The sequence below is a fragment of the Bradyrhizobium sp. Kon56 genome, assembly GCF_055807635.1.
This window is the reverse complement of the sequence record NZ_JBVVOU010000021.1, coordinates 1-17601: the sequence shown is the minus strand read 5'-3', so window position 1 is coordinate 17601 and position 17601 is coordinate 1. Positions and strand designations below refer to the sequence as shown.

At 64.0% G+C, this 17601-nt stretch carries 21 protein-coding genes and 1 tRNA gene; 9 read left to right on the top strand and 13 right to left on the bottom strand.

Features of this window, described 5'->3' with window-relative positions; all coding sequences use genetic code 11:
• Positions 1–15 precede the first annotated feature (15 nt).
• Complete coding sequence (locus AC0L3B_RS27375) at positions 16–501, bottom strand: hypothetical protein (RefSeq protein WP_018458105.1); 486 nt, start codon at positions 499–501, stop codon at positions 16–18.
• Between the two features lie 283 nt (positions 502–784).
• Between AC0L3B_RS27375 and AC0L3B_RS27370 the strand changes: the two genes are divergently transcribed.
• Positions 785–1285: a hypothetical protein gene (locus tag AC0L3B_RS27370; RefSeq protein WP_085351207.1), complete on the top strand. Its 501-nt coding sequence runs from the start codon at positions 785–787 to the stop codon at positions 1283–1285.
• A 167-nt stretch (positions 1286–1452) separates the two neighbouring features.
• Positions 1453–1527: transfer RNA gene (locus AC0L3B_RS27365), tRNA-Thr, on the top strand.
• Between the two features lie 79 nt (positions 1528–1606).
• On the opposite strand, the gene AC0L3B_RS27360 is transcribed toward AC0L3B_RS27365, so the two are convergent.
• The 7 genes from AC0L3B_RS27360 to AC0L3B_RS27330 form a co-directional block, all read right to left on the bottom strand.
• Positions 1607–1834, bottom strand: coding sequence for a DUF6894 family protein (locus AC0L3B_RS27360; RefSeq protein WP_018455400.1), 228 nt, complete (start codon positions 1832–1834; stop codon positions 1607–1609).
• Positions 1835–1837: 3 nt separating this feature from the next.
• Complete coding sequence (locus tag AC0L3B_RS27355) at positions 1838–2569, bottom strand: Crp/Fnr family transcriptional regulator (RefSeq protein ID WP_018455399.1); 732 nt, start codon at positions 2567–2569, stop codon at positions 1838–1840.
• A gap of 175 nt (positions 2570–2744) precedes the next feature.
• The gene (locus AC0L3B_RS27350) at positions 2745–3158 is read right to left on the bottom strand and encodes a GFA family protein (RefSeq protein ID WP_204511579.1); all 414 of its coding nucleotides are present in this window, start codon (positions 3156–3158) and stop codon (positions 2745–2747) included.
• A 74-nt stretch (positions 3159–3232) separates the two neighbouring features.
• On the bottom strand, positions 3233–5071 hold the full coding sequence (locus AC0L3B_RS27345) for an outer membrane protein assembly factor BamB family protein (protein ID WP_162496537.1): 1839 nt from the start codon (positions 5069–5071) through the stop codon (positions 3233–3235).
• 102 nt (positions 5072–5173) lie between these two features.
• On the bottom strand, positions 5174–5887 hold the full coding sequence (locus AC0L3B_RS27340; protein ID WP_204511581.1) for a class I SAM-dependent methyltransferase: 714 nt from the start codon (positions 5885–5887) through the stop codon (positions 5174–5176).
• A 67-nt stretch (positions 5888–5954) separates the two neighbouring features.
• Complete coding sequence (locus AC0L3B_RS27335) at positions 5955–6674, bottom strand: class I SAM-dependent methyltransferase (RefSeq protein ID WP_204511582.1); 720 nt, start codon at positions 6672–6674, stop codon at positions 5955–5957.
• A gap of 825 nt (positions 6675–7499) precedes the next feature.
• A complete protein-coding gene (locus tag AC0L3B_RS27330; RefSeq protein WP_007602663.1) occupies positions 7500–7664 on the bottom strand; it encodes a hypothetical protein in 165 nt (54 codons plus the stop codon).
• 102 nt (positions 7665–7766) lie between these two features.
• Here AC0L3B_RS27330 and AC0L3B_RS27325 point away from each other — a divergent pair, with 102 nt between their 5' ends.
• Together AC0L3B_RS27325 and AC0L3B_RS27320 are read left to right on the top strand one after the other, a co-directional pair.
• Positions 7767–8141 carry a hypothetical protein gene (locus AC0L3B_RS27325; RefSeq protein WP_018455392.1) on the top strand — a complete coding sequence of 125 codons (375 nt, stop codon included), beginning with the start codon at positions 7767–7769 and terminating at the stop codon, positions 8139–8141.
• A 304-nt stretch (positions 8142–8445) separates the two neighbouring features.
• Positions 8446–8700, top strand: coding sequence for a hypothetical protein (locus AC0L3B_RS27320; RefSeq protein WP_018455390.1), 255 nt, complete (start codon positions 8446–8448; stop codon positions 8698–8700).
• 39 nt (positions 8701–8739) lie between these two features.
• On the opposite strand, the gene AC0L3B_RS27315 is transcribed toward AC0L3B_RS27320, so the two are convergent.
• From AC0L3B_RS27315 to AC0L3B_RS27300, 4 genes are all read right to left on the bottom strand, one after another.
• A complete protein-coding gene (locus tag AC0L3B_RS27315) occupies positions 8740–8982 on the bottom strand; it encodes a hypothetical protein (protein WP_018455389.1) in 243 nt (80 codons plus the stop codon).
• Between the two features lie 253 nt (positions 8983–9235).
• Entirely contained in the window at positions 9236–9943 is a 708-nt protein-coding gene (locus AC0L3B_RS27310; protein WP_085384994.1) for an outer membrane protein, read from the bottom strand.
• A 286-nt stretch (positions 9944–10229) separates the two neighbouring features.
• Positions 10230–10625, bottom strand: a complete 396-nt coding sequence (locus AC0L3B_RS27305; protein ID WP_085351156.1) for a hypothetical protein — start codon at positions 10623–10625, stop codon at positions 10230–10232.
• Positions 10626–11014: 389 nt separating this feature from the next.
• A complete protein-coding gene (locus AC0L3B_RS27300; RefSeq protein WP_473381408.1) occupies positions 11015–11389 on the bottom strand; it encodes a His-rich protein BRANT in 375 nt (124 codons plus the stop codon).
• Positions 11390–11631: 242 nt separating this feature from the next.
• Here AC0L3B_RS27300 and AC0L3B_RS27295 point away from each other — a divergent pair, with 242 nt between their 5' ends.
• Together AC0L3B_RS27295 and AC0L3B_RS27290 are read left to right on the top strand one after the other, a co-directional pair.
• Positions 11632–12174, top strand: a complete 543-nt coding sequence (locus tag AC0L3B_RS27295; RefSeq protein ID WP_368507696.1) for a tetratricopeptide repeat protein — start codon at positions 11632–11634, stop codon at positions 12172–12174.
• A gap of 110 nt (positions 12175–12284) precedes the next feature.
• Positions 12285–13673, top strand: coding sequence for a serine hydrolase domain-containing protein (locus AC0L3B_RS27290; RefSeq protein WP_473381407.1), 1389 nt, complete (start codon positions 12285–12287; stop codon positions 13671–13673).
• Here AC0L3B_RS27290 and AC0L3B_RS27285 read toward each other — a convergent pair.
• Positions 13660–15225: a S10 family peptidase gene (locus tag AC0L3B_RS27285; protein ID WP_473381406.1), complete on the bottom strand. Its 1566-nt coding sequence runs from the start codon at positions 15223–15225 to the stop codon at positions 13660–13662. The genes AC0L3B_RS27290 and AC0L3B_RS27285 overlap by 14 nt on opposite strands.
• A 255-nt stretch (positions 15226–15480) precedes the next feature.
• On the opposite strand from AC0L3B_RS27285, the gene AC0L3B_RS27280 reads away from it, so the two are divergent.
• The 3 genes from AC0L3B_RS27280 (at position 15481) to AC0L3B_RS27270 (ending at position 17503) form a co-directional block, all read left to right on the top strand.
• Positions 15481–16260 carry an NAD kinase gene (locus tag AC0L3B_RS27280; protein ID WP_085351151.1) on the top strand — a complete coding sequence of 260 codons (780 nt, stop codon included), beginning with the start codon at positions 15481–15483 and terminating at the stop codon, positions 16258–16260.
• 87 nt (positions 16261–16347) lie between these two features.
• Positions 16348–16893: a response regulator gene (locus tag AC0L3B_RS27275; protein ID WP_007611745.1), complete on the top strand. Its 546-nt coding sequence runs from the start codon at positions 16348–16350 to the stop codon at positions 16891–16893.
• Between the two features lie 31 nt (positions 16894–16924).
• Positions 16925–17503, top strand: coding sequence for an Hpt domain-containing protein (locus AC0L3B_RS27270; RefSeq protein WP_018455380.1), 579 nt, complete (start codon positions 16925–16927; stop codon positions 17501–17503).
• The last annotated feature ends 98 nt before the right edge of the window (positions 17504–17601 follow it).

Here is a 17601-nt window from a genome sequence, read left to right as displayed (position 1 = left end):
TTGGATTGTCGTTTCTTAACCCGGCGGCTTGCCGGGCATCTCTGCACGCGGCCGCGGCCGAGGACGCCGCGGCTGGTCGTTGAACTCAGGCGCGAGGATCACCGGCGGCGGATTGACGGGCACGTCCATCTGCGGCGGCAGCGGCGCCGATTGGGCGCCCCAGCTCTGGTGATAGCTATCGGGCGGCTTGGGCAATTTGCGGTTCGCGGGCGGTTCGACCTCGAGCCGGCCATAGCCGGGCCGCAGGCCCAGCGTCGGGTAGTAGTGGCCGACGTCCGTGGGCTGGCGCTCGGCGACATAGCGTCCGCCATAGATCGTGGGCTGCACTTGGACGTTCTTCCCCAGGCCCCAGGTCCCCTCGATCACGGCATAGGACGCGTCGATGTTGTTGATGATGATGGGCACGCCGGGGCGACCGGGAACGACGATATCGAAGCCGCCGCCGGCAAACGCCGTCGCGGGCAGTCCGATCAGAAAGGCAGCGAGCGCCACAGCGCGCATGAGGGGACCCCATTTATTCGGCGACAACCTACCCGATGGCGGCGCAGAGAGGGTTAAGGCCCTCTCACCAATTGCCGGTAAGCCTAATGTGTAAGGATTGCGCGCCGCTCAAATGCGCCAAAGCGAACTAGCGAAGCATTAACGCCGCCGGATCCTGCAGTCCGGAACCGTCGCGCGTGCTCACTTCCGTTTGACTATGGCTGACGAAAATCCGGCGGTTTCAGCGGAACGTCCGGCGTCTTCCGCGTTTAGCCCCCGTCAACAAAACGGGAGCCAAACAATCATGAACGTCAAACTTCTCGGAGCCACGGCGATTGCGGCGACCCTGGTGGCAGGCTCTGCCATGGCGCAGGCCGTGATCACCAATCCCGGCCGTTGCGCGGCGCAATTCCCCAACGCCAACTGCCAGAACGTCGGACCGGGAAATCCGTACACCGACAGCGGCTATCGGCATCGTCGCGTGTCCTATCGCCAGACCAACAACGGCGATTGGAATAACGACTGGAACAGGAGCCGCACCGGCTTCTGGCCGACCGACGTCGCCGCCGGCGCGGTCGGAGCAGCCGCTGGCGTCGCCGGCGCAGCCATCGGGACTGCGGGCGCAATCGCAACCGCCCCGTTCCGCGCCACGAACGACGCCTACGCCTACGACAACAGTTGGGATAACCGCGGCTGGGACAATCGGGGGTGGGACACCCGCACCTACGCCCAGCGCAACGGCTTCGTCTGCACGCCCGGCACCTGGTTCAAGGGCGAAGACGGCCGCCGCCACATCTGCCAGTAAGGCGGTTTGAACCGAACGCGACAGATCGGGCGGCCCTCGTGGCCGCCTGATTCATGTCTGCATCGGGGCTCCCGGGTTCTGGCACTTTCCGGTCAAGTCTGGTATTGCGGCGCGCACGGGCGGACAGCCCCGGCATAGGCCGGGCCTGCCCCGCTTCTCCAGGCGTCGCCGGCTTAGCTCAGCGGTAGAGCAGCGGTTTTGTAAACCGAAGGTCGGGGGTTCAATCCCCTCAGCCGGCACCACCGATTTAGCCGACACCGCGGCCTGATAGATCGGGGCACTCCTCCGTCTAACGACAGCTAGAATCGATTTCCCACGCAATCACGTCAGAGCTTTCCGGGCGACCGTTACACTCAACTCGAGCAGCGGGTGCTTCTCGTTCCTGACTATAATGAGGACCTGCGCCCCCTTTGCCGACGCAACGTCTCTGGCAATCGAGGTCGCCATTGCGATCGCCTCTTTTTCGGCGGCTTCCGGGCCGGGCAAATCCACCCCATCCTCGTCGACCGCAGCGAAAAAGTCGTCCTTGATATCGAAGTAGAACTTCATGGCTCAGAGCGACGGATTGAGATGAAGGTAAAGCACGTCGAAGTCTGCTATTTCGCGCAACCTGGCTTCATCAAGGATCGATATTCTTCCCCGCTCCAGGTCCAACACGCGCTGAGCACGTAGCTGCTGAACGACCCGATTCATGTGGACCACACTCGTGCCGACGGCGTCGGCGAGGAGTGCCTGAGAGGCCGGAAAGTCGAAGGACAGGCCGTCCGCTCGACCGATCGCCTTCAATCTGGTGTAAAGCTCAAGCACGAGATGCGCCACGCGGCTTGTGGCTTCGCGTTGACCAACGTTGCAAATCCACTCCCGGAAGATCGCGGCGTCGGTCAGTGTATCGCGCCAAAGCGCTTCGGCCACGTTAGGCCGCTTTCTTATCAGTGAGCGCACCGCTGCATGCGGAATGAAGCCGAGAACGCTATCGCCAAGCGTGCTGACGTCATGGTCCATCACATGTAGAAAGAGACCCTGCAGATCGGGAATGTCGCCGGGTTGGTGAAAGGCCATGATTTGGCGGTGGCCATTGCCGACGATCTTTGATCTCAGGATAAAGCCATCAACGACAAGGCAGCACGCCGAAGGTCGATCTCCGAGAGAAACGACCGGCTGACCGCCAGCCATCCGTTTCACCGTGATTGGCAGATGACGGATAGCGGCCTCGTCCTCTTCATCAATTTCGGTGCTGACCCGCAACCGCCTCAAGAAAGGTTCGAAAATTTCCGCGTTATTCATCGTTAGCTCCGGTCGGCAAACGAATTTTTGTCACGTTCGTTCCAATCCGGACGGCTAGCTATTGCCTCACGCTAAGCAGAGGGACTGCCGCAATTCCAACCCTCGGCGGAACCCACAGGAACGGCGTCAATTCATCTTGCCGCGAAGCCTTGGAGCGAAATTTGACGCGCAACGCTCACTTCGAATGCTTCGGTGCGCTGCTTTGCTGGAAGTGCTCAGCGCCTGATATCTCCACCCAGGCATGTTTCGACTGTTCGAAAACCGAGCGGATGGGCGCCGGGTAGTTCGGAACCGCGATCGCGCCCACGGCAACGCCGATCATCGCAGGCAGATTGTCCGCTTTCCAATAGACCGTCGAACCGCACTCGGGGCAAAAATAGCTGCGGACCTTGCCGCCGCTTGCGGCTGTCCGGACGTACTCCTTCGACGTCCCTGAGATCGTGACGCCCTCCGCCGGATAGAACGCACCGACCCCGAACGGCGCGCCGGTTCGACGCTGGCAGTCAATGCAGTGGCAGGCGACGACGAGGCTGGAAGGTCCTGGAAGCGACAGCGCGAGAGCGCCGCACCTGCATTGGGCATCGATCATCGAAGCTCTTCCTCCTCAGTTGGCTGACAGGTTCTGTCGCTCGGCTGGAGCGCAGGGCAATCCAGGACTGACCCTCACTCCTTCGCAACCTCGAACGCCAGCAGTGCGTTGCCGGCGACGCCGCCCCACTGGCCGTAGCCGGAATTGGTGTAGAGCATTCCGCCGGCGATGATCGGCCCGGGGCCGTCGATCGCGCCGCCATGAGCAGGGGCGCCGTTCACCGTCGTATAGTCTCGCGCCGTGTCGTATTCCCACAACAGCTTTCCGTCGGCCGTCGCGTAGGCGCGCAGAAAGCCGCTGACGCCGCCGGAAAACACGACGCCGGGGATCAGGCTCACGGCAGCCGACAGCGCAGGGCTGCATTGGAGGCGATCGCCACAGGCGACAGGAGATACTTCCATCGCAATTTTCCCACTGGCGAGGTCGAGGCCGAACAGACCGCCGCCTTGGGTGGCATCGAGCCGCCGCGTACCATCGCGCAGGAACCGCACGTCGGAGTTCGCGACATAGATGCGATCCTGGTCGGCGGCCGAGCCCCACTCGCTGCCGCCGAGCGCACCGCCCTTCCCGATCCGCGTCTGCCACAGGATCTTGCCGCCATCATCAGGATCGAGCGCGTGCACGACGCCGGACTTCTGCGCGATGGCAAGAACGCGCCTGCCGTCACGCAAGGTCACGAGGATCGGCGACTGGCCAAAATCGTGGTCGGGCCCGTGATCTTCAGGACAATTGGTCTTGTCCGCGCCGAAGCACGCGACGATGAAGGCGTCGCTCGGCGTCGCCTGCTGCTTCCAGAGCAGCTTACCGGTCGCAAGCTCGAAAGCGAGGACCGCATCGGCGGTTGCGGCCGGTGGATTCGAATAGGAATTGCTGGTCGCGACGTAGACGGCGTTGCGTTTCGGATCAATCGTCGGTGCCGACCACACCGCCGCGCCGGACGGGCCGAACAGCTGCGTGCCTCTCGCATTCTTGCCGGTCGGATGCGCCACCTCAGGGATCGTGTAGGCCTGCCACACCGGCTTGCCGGTCACTGCCTCGAGCGCGACCACGCTGCCGCGGAAAGTACAGCATTCGTAACTGGCCTGCGAACCGGCGGCCTCCTCGAGCGAGGAGACCGGGATATAGAGCACGCCGGAATGCAGCGTCGGCGCTCCGGTGATGCGAGCTGCCGGGTGCTCCTCGACCTTGGTCTTCCAGATCAGCGCACCAGTCAGTGCGTTCACCGCATAGGCATTGGCGCGCAGGTCACCGAAGAAGATCGCGAACTGATCGGTGCCGGGAAGCGGCCCGAAGCTGATCGCCGCGCGAACCGCGGCATCGGTCGGCAGCGTCCACCTCGTGCAGCCGCTTCGCGCGTCGAGCGCGTGCACCTTGCGGTCAGTGCCGCCGATAAACAGCAGACCGCCCACGATGGTCGGCGGCGCAAACGACACCGAGGCGCCGGGAAAGGCATAAGCCCATTTCAACCGCAGGCGCGGTACCTCTTCCCCGGTCAGGCCGGCCATTTCGGTCGACTGGAAGCGGCTGTTGGCAGCGTCGACGCCCCATCCATTCCAGCGCGGACCATCGAGCGGCTGCGGAAAGAAATTGACCTGCTGCGTGCAGCGTCCCTCCGCATCGACTGCATTGTCGCCCACCGCGGCCTTGCCGGTGACGAAGGCGGCAATCGCGCGCCGTTCCGAGTCGCTGCGGTCCTTCGCCATTGCCGCCATGCTTCCAGAAGTCAGCGTTCCCAGCACATGATCGAACGACATCGCCTGCATGGCACCGCGGCCTGGCACACGGCTCTGGCCATCACCGCCATCGTGACATTGCGCGCAGTGGCTTGCGTAGAGCGCAGCGCCGTCCTGCTGCGCCAACGCGGGCGCGCAGCACCAGACCAGCATGGCGACGGCGACAACACTCGGTCTCATGGCGTGCTCCAACATCGTCACCGCAATGCGAGACGGCATCATGCAACCCAAAATATAGCGCGAGGGCAATCACTCACGCAACGGACGTTCCGCCCGCGTCCGTCATATCCCCCGGGCAGTGAGGACACGATCGGGCAGTTCATCGAGCCGCCACAGCCCGAGGCTCTTGTCGCGCCAGCCGCCACTGCCCTCTTCGCAACGCTCGTTGATCAGCACGCGCGGCGCCGGCCAGTCGAACGGCGCCTTCTCCATGTTCAGCGCCCGCCAGTCGCCGTCCTCGCAATCGCGATTGTCGTCCCATTCGGGAAACGTCGTGACCAGCAGGAAACGTGCGCCGCTGGCGCGAAAGTTCGCGACGGCGCGGACGATGTTGTCGAAACTCAAATGCACCAGGCAGTCCCGGCACAGCACCACATCGGCGCGCGGCAGTGCATCGCGCGTGATGTCGGCAACGAGAAACCGGCCTGACAACTCACCGCCAGCCACGCGCTTGCGATTGGCCGCGATCAGCGACGGCACGATGTCGATGCCGGTGTAGTCGAGATGCAGCTTCAGGCGGCCGATCCACCCCGCGTCGCCGCAGGGCGCATCGAGCAGCGAGCGCGCGCCGAGCCGTTGCAGCAGTGCAGGAAGCATCTCGCGGACCGCGACGGTCGCGGGATCCTCCGAGCCGAGGCCCGACACCGAACTGGCCGCGCCCCACAGGTTGGTCCGCTCGATCCGCTCGAACCGCGCGGCCAGATCGAGGCCGACAAAATTCTCGCGGTCGGCGGTGAACCGCTCATGGGCGAGCACGGGTGGGCGCTTGGAGATCATCGTCCGGACCTTAAGATTACGTTGTGAACACTGTGGTCATGCGTTCCATCCGAATCTCATCCCATCCTCAAACCGGTTTCTGCCACTCCATGATGTGGAAGTAAGGCACCCGGCGATGAAAGGCATTCCTGTCGGGGTCGCCGCCGCTGGGCTGCGGCTCGACGAAAAGGCGCAACAGGAGCCCCTGATCGAGTAGCAGCGTCATGTAGGTGCTGAGCGGACGATGCCAGTTCAGAATTCGGATGCCGCGCCAAGTCACCCAAGTCGGCCGCTCCTCCATGTAATGATCGATGTTGAAGCGCAAGGCGCCGTCGCCGTCACGCGTCCAGCCGTCGGGCGGACCCGCGGTGTTGAAGCTGGTCAGATTGGCAATCAGCAGCGTACCGCCCGGCCGCAGCGCTGCCACGATCTTCCCGATCGCCGCACCGAGATGGGGCATGTCGACCAGGCTGAGATAGCTGACGACCAGATCAAATGGCGCTTCGATCTCCATTGTTTCAGCTCGGCCAAGCCGGTAGTCGCCCTGCGGGTCCAATTCCATGGCACGCGCGAGCAGCGCTTCGGTCGGGTCGATGCCGGTGGTGCGGATGCCGGCGCGCTGCATGATGCGACAGAAGCGCCCCTCGCCGCAGCCAACGTCGAGCGCATTGCGGAAGCCGCGCCCTTCGATCCGCGCTCGCATCGGCGCGTCCAGCACGAAGCGGCGACCATAGTCGCCGTCTTCACCCTGCTCGACGATCCAAGCAGCCGCGGACGCGGTCCAGCCGTCGCTGATATCCTCGTTCATGGATCGACCTTCGGGAATGGACGTTGGCCGCACGCATTTCGGGCGCGGCTACTGACCACAGATTGGATCAGAGTTCAACATGAGGTAGCATGCGCATCCCATGCGTCCCTATACCAGCCGAGAGATCGCCAAGATCACCGCGGGTGCTGTCGCGGCGATCGTCGCAACGGGCTTCCTGTTCGCGATCGCGATGTCCCTCTTGCTGCCGCAATAAATCAGCTGCTTGCCGGGGGCCGTGCCGCCGGAGTTTGTGCCACCCAGCCGGTTGCTGTCGCTCACCAGCATCTTGGCCGTGGAAAGCACTTGGCCAGCGTCGAGGACGACGCTTCAAGCTCGGTGGACGCCGCGCCCACCGTCTTGATCTCGCCGGCTGCGCGCTCAAAGCCGTCGGCAAGGTTGACCATATCGCGCTTGCGCTGATGGGCGGCTTGCTTCTCAACCTCGATCTGCGCTGCCGTGAGACGACCTCGATCCGTGGTTTTTGAAGATTTGTCTTTGCAGATTTGTCCTGGCCATGTCCCGATCGCGTCCCGCCGGCAGTTTGGGGAGCGATCCGGGCATGGTCAGGCGGAACCCGTCAAGGGCGTCGGCCGTTGTCGACCCATGCGGATCAGGGAAGAAAATCGAAACATGTTTCTGCTGGCCACGGTGACGCTGTGCTGTAGCGCCTTGGCCGGGGCTGTTGCGCTGTTCGAACAGGCTCCCTGGCCGGCTCCGGCAAAGCAGCGGGCTGAAACGGTAGCAATAGACGGGACCACGCCGACGCCGGTTCGGGTGGTCGGGGCGCCGTTCGAGCCCAACCTCAATCCGCGGGAGCGCTAGCGCTCACCCCGGCGAGACGTCGGCGCCCTCCTCCGGACGGCGTTTGGCGCGGGCCAACTCCTCAACGAACGCGATCACCTCCGCCCGTTTGTCGGGCGGCAGCGATAGGAACGCGCGGACGAGCCTCAAGCCCTCGGCTTCGGCTGAATGGTCTGCTTTGGCATCCATTCCCCACTGTCGGGCGGCCGGGAAAAATATGCAATCCCCCACCCAACACCTTCTTGATTCGGCCGGCCAGCTTTGCTGGAATGGCGCCAACAGGGGTGCACCATGAAGTGGATCGCGGAACGCGACGCGCTGATCGCGCAGACAATGGCTTTCGTCCAATCGGTAACCGGCAAAAAGGATGACTTGCATCCACCGGAGATCCCGACGGCGACAGTGGCCGCGTCGGTGCAGATCGCCCCCGTCAACACCATCATCGGGACCGAGCCACTTAAGGCCGCTCCGCCGCAGCCGTTACCTCTCCCGTCGCCCCGGGTGGCGAGCCACGACGTCCGCACCGAAATACAGGCCCGCATCGCCAATTTCCGCAAGCATCAGGAGCGGTTCGAGCGGGAGCGCGAGGAATATTGCGCGGCCACCCTGACCAAATTGCGGGCCGCCATCCGCGAGCCCTCCTCCCGTCCACCGGCTGACAAGTAAAGCCGGATCTCCCGTCGCTGGCCTAAAGCCAGGACCACACTAGCCAGAGATTGGCCGCGCAGGCGCCGAACAGGGCCAGCGTGAGGGGCAGCAGCATGTGCCCGCAAGAGGTTTTCAGGTCCGTCGTCATGACCGAAAACATCCGCTGATTCCGCCAAATGAGTCCCGTGGATTCTTTTTTTCGGGATTCAGGACTCGTTAAGGACTCAGGACCCGGCGGCCCTGATCACGGCCGCGTGATCGACCGGCGAGCGGAACCCCTACCCCGTCAAATTCGTTAATGCGCTTTCCAGGAGCGGGAACAATGCCCTACGCCCTGTTCTGCAACGATGCCCAGATCAGCAAGGCCTATCCTGACGAGTCCGACGTCTGGAGGCTCGCGCAGCGAAGTGGCCTCGTCGTGGACGTAACTGCGGATGACAACCGTCCCGGGCCACGCCGGGTGCTCGACAACGATTACGAGATCAAGCCGTGCCGGGCCGCACAGGGCGAGGACCCGGCCCGGAACAAGGCCGAGGCTGATCGCCAAGCGAGGATGGAGCTTGAGCTGAATTCCTAAAGAGGAATCGAAGCTGGGAAGCCAGAGCTCAGGAAAAGCTTAGGGGGTCGCGGTGGCCAGTGACGCCTGCTCGCCCGCCAGAGCCACGCAGGCCTTCCGGCGATGCAGCCCACGGATCGCGCCGGTGACCTTCAGCACCTTACCGGAGGAGCACGAGGCGTCCTTGACGAAGGCCACCTCGTAGGGTGCCAGCATCAGAGGCTCGGATTTGAGGATTGTTTGGGCAGCGCACGGCAAACTGACGAAGCACGAGAGCACCACAGCCGACACCAAGATACGCATGTCCGTCGTCCCACCAGCCCGGTAATTGTCATATAACGCGTTCCGGCGCGCGAGTTCCGTAAGCTGCAAAAATTATTTTTGCTTTACCCGAGCTCCATGACGCGCGTGAGAAAGCGCCCGCCAGAACGTTTGCCTGCAAATGACGCGCCAGATGGTTGACGCGATGCAAACAAAGGACTTGCGAACGAGGGCTGGGCAAACGAAAGGCCGGCGAGAGCCGGCCTTTGTCAGGTCGTGGGTCGCTGGTGGCGCGTCAGTAGCGCGAGGCTGCCGGACCGCCCCAGCCGAAGCGGTAATTCACGCCGACCTTGACGGTATGCTCGTCCTCCCGGCCGCGGACGCCGACGACGTCAGCCGGACCGGAGGTGATCGTCGTGTTGCCGAAGTTGTAATATTGGTACTCGGCCTTGGCCGACCAGTTCGGCGCGAACATGTATTCGAGGCCAGCGCCAACGGTATAGCCGTCCTTGCTGTTGCCGGTGGCGGTGAAGGGCTGCGGGACGCCGGCGACATTGACGCCAAGACCGCCATTGCGCCAGGCATAACCGCCCTTCGCGTAAAGCAGCGCCGGTCCCCAGGTGTAGCCGATGCGACCGGTCACCGAGCCGAGCTGGTCGGTATTGGAGGTCACCTGCGTGCCCAGCGGGAACGTAGCGCCGCCGTTGTTGGTCGGCAGCCAGGAATACTGGGCCTCGACACCCATGACCCAATTGGGCGCGAACTGGTAGTCGAAGCCGCCCTGAACACCGCCGAGGAAGCGCGCGTCGCTCGACTGGAAGCTGCTGTCGCCGGCAAAGGCGCCGCCGACATGGCCACCGATGTAGAAGCCGGTCCAGTTGTAGATCACCTGCGGCGGCGTGTAGGCCGGAGCCTTGGTGTAGGTGCGCGCCTGCATGTCGGCTGCGGCAGCCGGCGCAGCCAGCGCGAGCAGGGCAACCGCGCCCAGCAAAATCCTCTTCATGATTATCCCCGTTCTTTCAATTCGACACTCAGGAAACAACGTGGCGTGAATTGGGTTGCTTCGAGGCGATGCCGGAACGTTGATCGTTCGTTACTGTGACGGAGCGGCAACAACGCGATTTTGTTCCGTCCGACAGGCGCGTGCCGACGGTTTTTTCCGTCGGAAACAAAACCTTCCGTAACGATTAGTCGCAACGCGAAACCACCCCGTTCAAAGCTCCCCGAAATGTGATCCGGCAGCTCCGGCGGGCTTTGTCTATCACCAAGCGATGAAGGTGGGCTTTGCGCTACCGCGTCATCTTTTCAAGTTCCGGAAAGGGTACGTAAACCGCGCCCGCGCACAGCTCGCTGGCGCGATCGACGACGCGGTCCGCCCGGCCGTTGACGAAGATCACGGCGCGCTCCCTCGTGGCCTTGTAGGTGCCGTCGGTCTCGCGTGGGATGAAGTGCAGGCAACTGACGTAGAACTGGCGGCCTCCGACCTCGCGCTGCGCCGGCTCGGCCATGCTGGCGTCACGCACGCCGACGGGATTGTTCAGATAGCTGCGCATCAAGGCCAGCGTGTCGCCACGGAAATTATCCGGGAACGGTTGTGGACCTCCGGCCTGGGTCCCCTCCATCAGGGTTGGACGGTCACCATCGCTGCCGAAACATCCCGTGAGCGCCAGCGGCAGTGCCAGCATCAACGCCAAGCTCACTGCGCGTTCCGCTAGTCGCCGCACCGCTTACGCTCTCCGCTCGATCAGTCTCGGAGACGTTCCAGCCCCAAGGTTGCAATGATGCATGTCTACAGGTGTTTTGCCCGACGAGTCAAACAGATTCGTAAAATCCGCAAATACGCCACCCCTTAAACCATTGATTTATCTACGACCCGCTACTGTGCATGGGGTTGTTTTCGAGGTTTTGTTTGCGGCCGCCAAATCTGGGACGTTGCTCGCGGGCTTCAGCATGGTCATACCGGCCCGCCGCCAGCACCTCGAGCTTTCGCGCAAGGCGTGACGAACGGGCCGGGCCTGAATTCCTCACGCGGCGGCCGGGGCAATGCTAGGACGCCGCCGCGCAGGCTCAGTCGTTAGCTGCGCTTCTCCATCGTCGCCGGCTTGGTCACGTCCGGCTGCGTCTTCAGCGACTTCTTCGCTGACAGATGCTTGTGGTGGTGGCGATGCTTGCGCACGGTCTTGTGCTCGTCCGGTGTGACGGCGGCGTTGGCGTTCATCGCCTTCGACTTGGTGTCCACCTTGGCATCGGCCTTGACGTCCGAAGCCTTGACGTCCGAAGCCTTGGCGTGGGCCTTGAGGCCGGCATCGGGTTTCGCGGCGGTGGTCGACACCTTGGTCTGGCTCTGGTCTGCCTTGATCACCGGCGTGGTCGTGGTGGTCTCGGCTGCGAAGGCCGGGGCTGCGATCACGGAGGCTGCGAGCAAGGCTGCGGAAATGGTCTTCAACATGGTTGGTCTCCTCTTGGAAGGATCTTGAGGCGGGCGCCCTCTCGCCAACCCTTTGATCGTAGGTTGGAGCCTAGGAGGCTCGCACTGAACCCAATCTGAAGCCCACAGCAGGCTCCCGTTCATCTGGATGACAAGTTTGTCATCCGCCCTAGGCCAGGATGCCGGGAATGTTTTTGCCTGATGGGTGTTCCGGTCTTTGGGCAATCGTGTAGGATCGCCACGTTCCATACCGGAGAACTTATATGCGCAAACTCTCAATGCTTCTTGTGCCGGGACTTGTCGCCGTGTCGTTGGCAGCGGCTCCGGTGCTGACCAGCGCCTATGCCGCCGGCAGCGATGAGCCCTCCTCGCCACCGAAATCCGACACCTCGACCAAGAAGGGCAAGAAGAAGAGCTCCTCGGTCAGCGATCCGAAATTCCTTGCTGCCTATCGCACCGCCTACACCACGATCTTTGACAATCACGACTACACCGGCGCGATCGGCCAGCTGAAGTCGCTCAAGCGCGACGACGTCGCCGACGTCGCCAATCTGATCGGCTACTCCTATCGCAAGCTCGGCGACTACCAGTCGTCGAAGGTCTATTACGAGCTCGCGCTGAAGGACGATCCGAACCACGTCCGCACCTGGCAGTATTATGGCCTCTGGCAGCTCGAGCAGGGCAACCGCGAGCAGGCGCAGTATCACCTGAACAAGCTCGCCTCGCTCGCCGGCACCGACAGCTCCGAATATCGCTCGCTCGCCGCCGCGCTCGACAAGCCGACCGGAGCGACCCTCGTCTATTAAGAACATCGCATCTCCGAATGGGACGAACGGGCACAACCTCAGGGTTGTGCCCGTTCTGCGTTCTCGGTTAGCCTCTCGCATCAAACACTCTCTTGGTAAATCGGTGCGCAATGGACAAGTGGCTGCGATCCGCGATCGACTACATCGGCTCCTGGATCGAATTCCAGCACACCACAATCCAGCAGCCGGGCGTCATGGTCGCCTTCGTCCATCGCGGCGAGGTGGTTGCCGAGCATGCGTTCGGCCTCGCCAATCTCGACACCGGCGAGAAGCTCACCCCGCGCCATCGCTTCCGCATCGCCTCGCACTCGAAGAGCTTCACCTCGGCCGGCGTCATGAAGCTGCGCGAGCAGCGCAAGCTCCGGCTCGACGATTCCATCGGCCAACATGTCGCCGGCCTGCATCCGCGCGTCGCCGAAACGACGATTGCGCAAGTGCTCTCGCACACCGCGGGACTGACGCGCGACGGCGCCGATTCCGGCCAGTTCATCGACAGCCGTCCCTATCTCGACGCGAACGAGCTGCTCGCGGAATTGAAGCGGCCGACCGTAATCGAGCCGGGCACACGCTTCAAATATTCCAATCACGGCTTTGGGCTGATCGGTCTCGTCATCGAGGCCGTGACGAAGGAGCCCTACCCGGTCTGGATCAAGCGCGAGATCATCGAACCTGCGGGCCTGCGCGAGACCGAGCCGGACGCGCCGCTTCCCAAGGGCGCGTCGTTCGCGCGCGGCCACACTCGCAAGCTGCCGTACGGAGAGCGATGCGTGATCCCCGGCGACAATCCCGCGCACGCGATGGCCTCCGCCGCCGGCTTCATCGCGACCGCCGCCGATACCGCCCGCTTCTACGCGCAGCTCGCGCCCAATGCGAAAAAGAGCGTGCTATCGGTCGCAAGCCGCCGCGAGATGACGCGAAACCATTGGCGCGTGCCGCAAAGCTTCGAGGCCTATTACGGCCTCGGCGTCAACGCCGGCAAAACCGACGGCTGGGATTGGTTGGGCCATGGCGGCGGCTTTCAAGGTTACATCTCCAGGACCTGCTCCATCCCCGCTTGCGAGCTCGCGATCAGCATCCTCAGCAACTCCATCGACGGCGCGGCCCCGTTCTGGATGGACGGCGCGATGCAGATCCTGCGCGTCTTCCAGTCCCGTGGTGCACCCGACCGCCGCGTGCGCGACTGGACCGGCCGTTGGTGGACGATCTGGGGCGCGAACGACCTCGTGCCGGTCGGCAACCGCGTGCTGGTCGCCAATCCCCAGTTCAACAACCCGTTCATGGACGCCGCCGAGATCGAGGTCACCGGCCGCGACACCGGCAAGCTCGCCTGGGCCGCCGGTTACTCCAGCCACGGCGAGCCGGTGCGCCGCGTCCGCGACAAGCGCGGCAAGGTCAGTGACGTCTGGATCGCGGGCGCCAATATCAAGCCTGCGGCCGTCGTAGCCCGCGAGATCGCGCGGCGATACAAGCCGCGCAAGCGACGGGCTACTCCCGAATGAGAGTCTCGACTTCGCTCCGAAGAGCCTGCCGCGAGCCGTCGCGCGAATAGAACATGTGGCCGCCGGGATAGACCACGAACTTGACCCGCTGCGTTGCGAAGGCCGGCAACTGGTCGAGCACCCGCTTCGATCCGAAATAGGGGGTGGCGAGATCGAACAGGCCGTGCGCGACCAGCACGTTCAGCTTCGCATCCGTGGCGAGGATCTGGCGCAGCTCGGAGACCGACTGCGGCGGGTTGATGCCGCGGCCGAAATCCCAGTGGCCTTCGACGGCGCCGTTCAACACCTCGTAGGAGCCGTCGGGCCGCCAGTTGAGCTTGTGTGTCAACAGGTCAACCGCCGCACTCGTCAGCGGCGCCTGCAGCGCATCGCCGGAGGGATCACCGAACCGCGAGCTGCTCGAATCCGGATAGGGATCAAGGCCGCGTACCGAGCCATCGTAGCGCCCCGTCACCTTGCCGTTCTTGCGGTCGAATTCGCGGCGGAATTCGCCGACGTCGAAGCGGCCGGCAAGCCGACGGCTCACCGCCTGGTCGATGCCGGTGAGCTCGGCGACCTTGTCGGCAAGACGATTGGTGGCCTCCTTGTCCGCCTCGCCCTTGACGAGGTCGGCCAGGAATTCGCCGCGCGCGTAAGCCTCGACGTCGGCGAGATCGGCGCGCTTGACCGGGCCTTTCGCCTCGCGCGCCACCGCCACATAGCTCGGCAGCGTCGCGACATATTGCAGGAGGCTGGTGCCGGTGAATTCGCGGAAGTCCAGGAGCGGCGACACCAGGATCAATCCCCTGACGCCGACGCCGTGCTGGAGCTGCAACTGGCGCACCACCTTCGGCCCGCGAATGCCGCCATAGCTTTCGCCGGCGACGTATTTCGGCGAGGTCAGCCGGTCGTGCTTCTCGAGCCAGCGGCGGATCACCAACGCGATCGAATTGACGTCGCCGTCGACGGAGTAGAACGATTTGCGCGCGTCATCGCCGGTCGCGACGAAGCGGCTGTAGCCGGTGCTGACGGGGTCGATGAAGACGAGATCGGTGAAACCGAGCCAGGTCTCCGCGTTCGGCTTCACCTCGGGCGAGGCGGACGGCGACAGCGCTTCGCCATCGAGCGGCAGCCGCCACGGCCCGGCCGCGCCGAACTGGAGCCATGCCGACGACGCACCGGGCCCGCCGTTGAACAGGAACGTCACGGGACGCGTCGCACGGTCTGCGCCGTCGAGCTCATAGGATGTATAGGCGATGTCGGCCACCGGCTCACCCTTGCCGTCGAACACGCGGATCGAACCAGCGGTCGCTGCGAAATTGAGGCTGCGGCCGGGAAGATCGAGTGTCTGCTTCGTGGTCGAATCCGACGGAAGACGGTGCGGCTCGGCGGATGGCGATGCATTCTGCGACGCGCTTTGTGCGCCGCCGCGCCCGCCCTTCTGTCCGGCTGGCGCTGCCGCCTCGGCGCGCGGCTGCGGCGGATCGTCGGCGCGCGCCAATCCTGCGAGCGCGAATGCCGATACCGCCAGCACCAGGGTCGCACGGCGGAGCACCGGCATTTTCATATTCATGGTCGTTCTCCCTGCCCGGCGACGACCACCGGTGCGGACCGCAAGGCTAGCGCGGAATTGCGACGGTTTGGGGGACCATGGCTCCGGCGGCGCCTGAAGAGCCCGGTGGGCCACAAATCGACCCGGTTTCATCCTCAAATCGGAATGGGCAGTTGCCGGACTGCTGTGAAGGGTGGTCATCCTCGACAATCGGGGTCGAGATCGTTAGACGAGCCCGGCGGAACTTTCTCGAGCCAGCGGCCCTGCCCGGAAACCATGACCAAGCCAGCGCGATACGACCGGATCGCCTTCGTCGCCAGCCCGAGCAGCGAGGCGCAAGCCGCCTTCGGCCAGCTCACCAGGGACTTCGGCAATTGCGATCCGAAGGACGCCGACATCGTGGTCGCACTCGGCGGCGACGGGCTCATGCTTCAGACGCTGCATCAGCACATGCATACGGGCAAGCCGATCTACGGCATGCACCGCGGCACCGTCGGCTTCCTGATGAACGAGTACTCGACCGTCGATCTTCGAGCCCGCCTCGAGGCCGCGCAGGAATCAGAAATCCACCCCCTCCTGATGCGCGCGACCGATGCCAACGACCGCGTCCACCTGCATCACGCCATCAACGAGGTCGCCCTGTTCCGGCAGACCTACCAGGCCGCGCGCCTGCGGATCCTGATCGACGAGCGCGAGCGCATGTCCGAGCTGATCGCCGACGGCATCATGGTGGCAACGCCAGCCGGCTCGACCGCCTACAATCTGTCCGCCCAAGGACCGATCCTGCCGATCAACGCCGCGCTGCTGGCGCTGACGCCGATCAGCGCCTTCCGCCCACGACGCTGGCGCGGCGCGCTGCTGCCGAACACGGCTTATGTCGTGATTGAGGTGCTGGAGGGCGACAAGCGCCCCGTGGCGGCGGTCGCCGACCACGACGAGGTGCGCGATGTTCGCCGCGTCGAGGTGCTGTCCGACAAGACCATCTCGATGCGCATGCTGTTCGACCCCGGTCACAGCCTGGAAGAGCGCATTCTGCGCGAACAGTTCGGCTCCTGAGCCGCCCGCCGGACTGCCGATCGCAACCCTTCATTAACCCCCGGCGAGATATGGTTAACGAAAGTTGACCACTTCGGCCCGGGCTCCATGTTCCGCATCGATTTCAACAAGCTGCGTTTCCTCGTCTGCGACGACAATCCGCACATGCGTCGCATCCTGCGGACGCTGCTGCATTCCTTTGGCGCGCGTGAAGTCTACGAGGCCGAGGACGGGGCCACGGCGCTGGAAATGTACAGCCATTACGTGCCCGACATCGTCATCACCGACTGGGCGATGCCGATCTTCGATGGGCTCGAGCTGGCGCAGATGATCCGGCAGCCGGAATCCAAGGGCAATCCCTACGCGCCGATCATCATGCTGACCGGCCATTCCGAGAAGCGCCGCGTCACGGTGGCGCGCGATGCCGGCGTCACCGAATTTCTGGCCAAGCCGATCTCGGCCAAGGGGCTCTACCAGCGCATCCTCAACGTGGTCGCCAGTCCCCGCCCCTTCATCAAGACCAAGACCTATTTCGGCCCGGACCGCCGCCGCAACATCAACTCAGCCTATATGGGCCCCGAGCGCCGCGTCGGCGAAAAGCACGAGGTGCTGCAGCAGCCCTCGCTGCTCGACAAGGCCCGCTCCTCCATCTAGCGCAACGTCTCTCACGATCGAGGCCGATATCATGGCGAAGAACAGCGCAAGAGACATCGAGATCACGGCCTTCGCCACGCATCAAATCATCACGCAGCCCAACCCGCTGAGGTCGGTCCTGCGCCGCGTCGAAGACAAAGACATGGACGATCCGATCGGCCGCGCCGAACAGGCGCTCGCGGGCCTTGCTGGCGAGTTCAAGGACTGGATGGCGACCGAGATCAACCGGCTGTCGGCCGCCTACGTCGCCATCCGGCACGACGGCTTCAGCAAGGACAGGCGCGACGAGTTGTTTCGCGCCGCGCACGACATCAAGGGCGATGCCGCGACTTTCGGCTATCCGGCGGCGGCGGGCGTAGCCGAGAGCCTGTGCCGCGTCATCGAGCACGCGCCCGATCTCGAAAAGGTACCGGCCGAGCTGTTCACGCACCACATCAACGCCATCCTTGCCATCGTGCACGAGAACACCAAGCTCGACAGCATCAGCGTCTCCGCCGAACTCAGCCGGCGCCTGCGCAAGGTCGCCGATGACTATCTCGCCGACGCCAACCGCGATCGCCCCGAGCATCTCGAGGTGATCCTGGCACCGAGTATCGCGCCGGCGGGGTAGCTTCGCCGTTCGCGAGGTGTTGTAGCAACCATTAAAGGCTAGGCGGCTTTTTCGATCCAGGGCGTGCCCCGTTGCACGACAGTATTGGCGTAGATCAG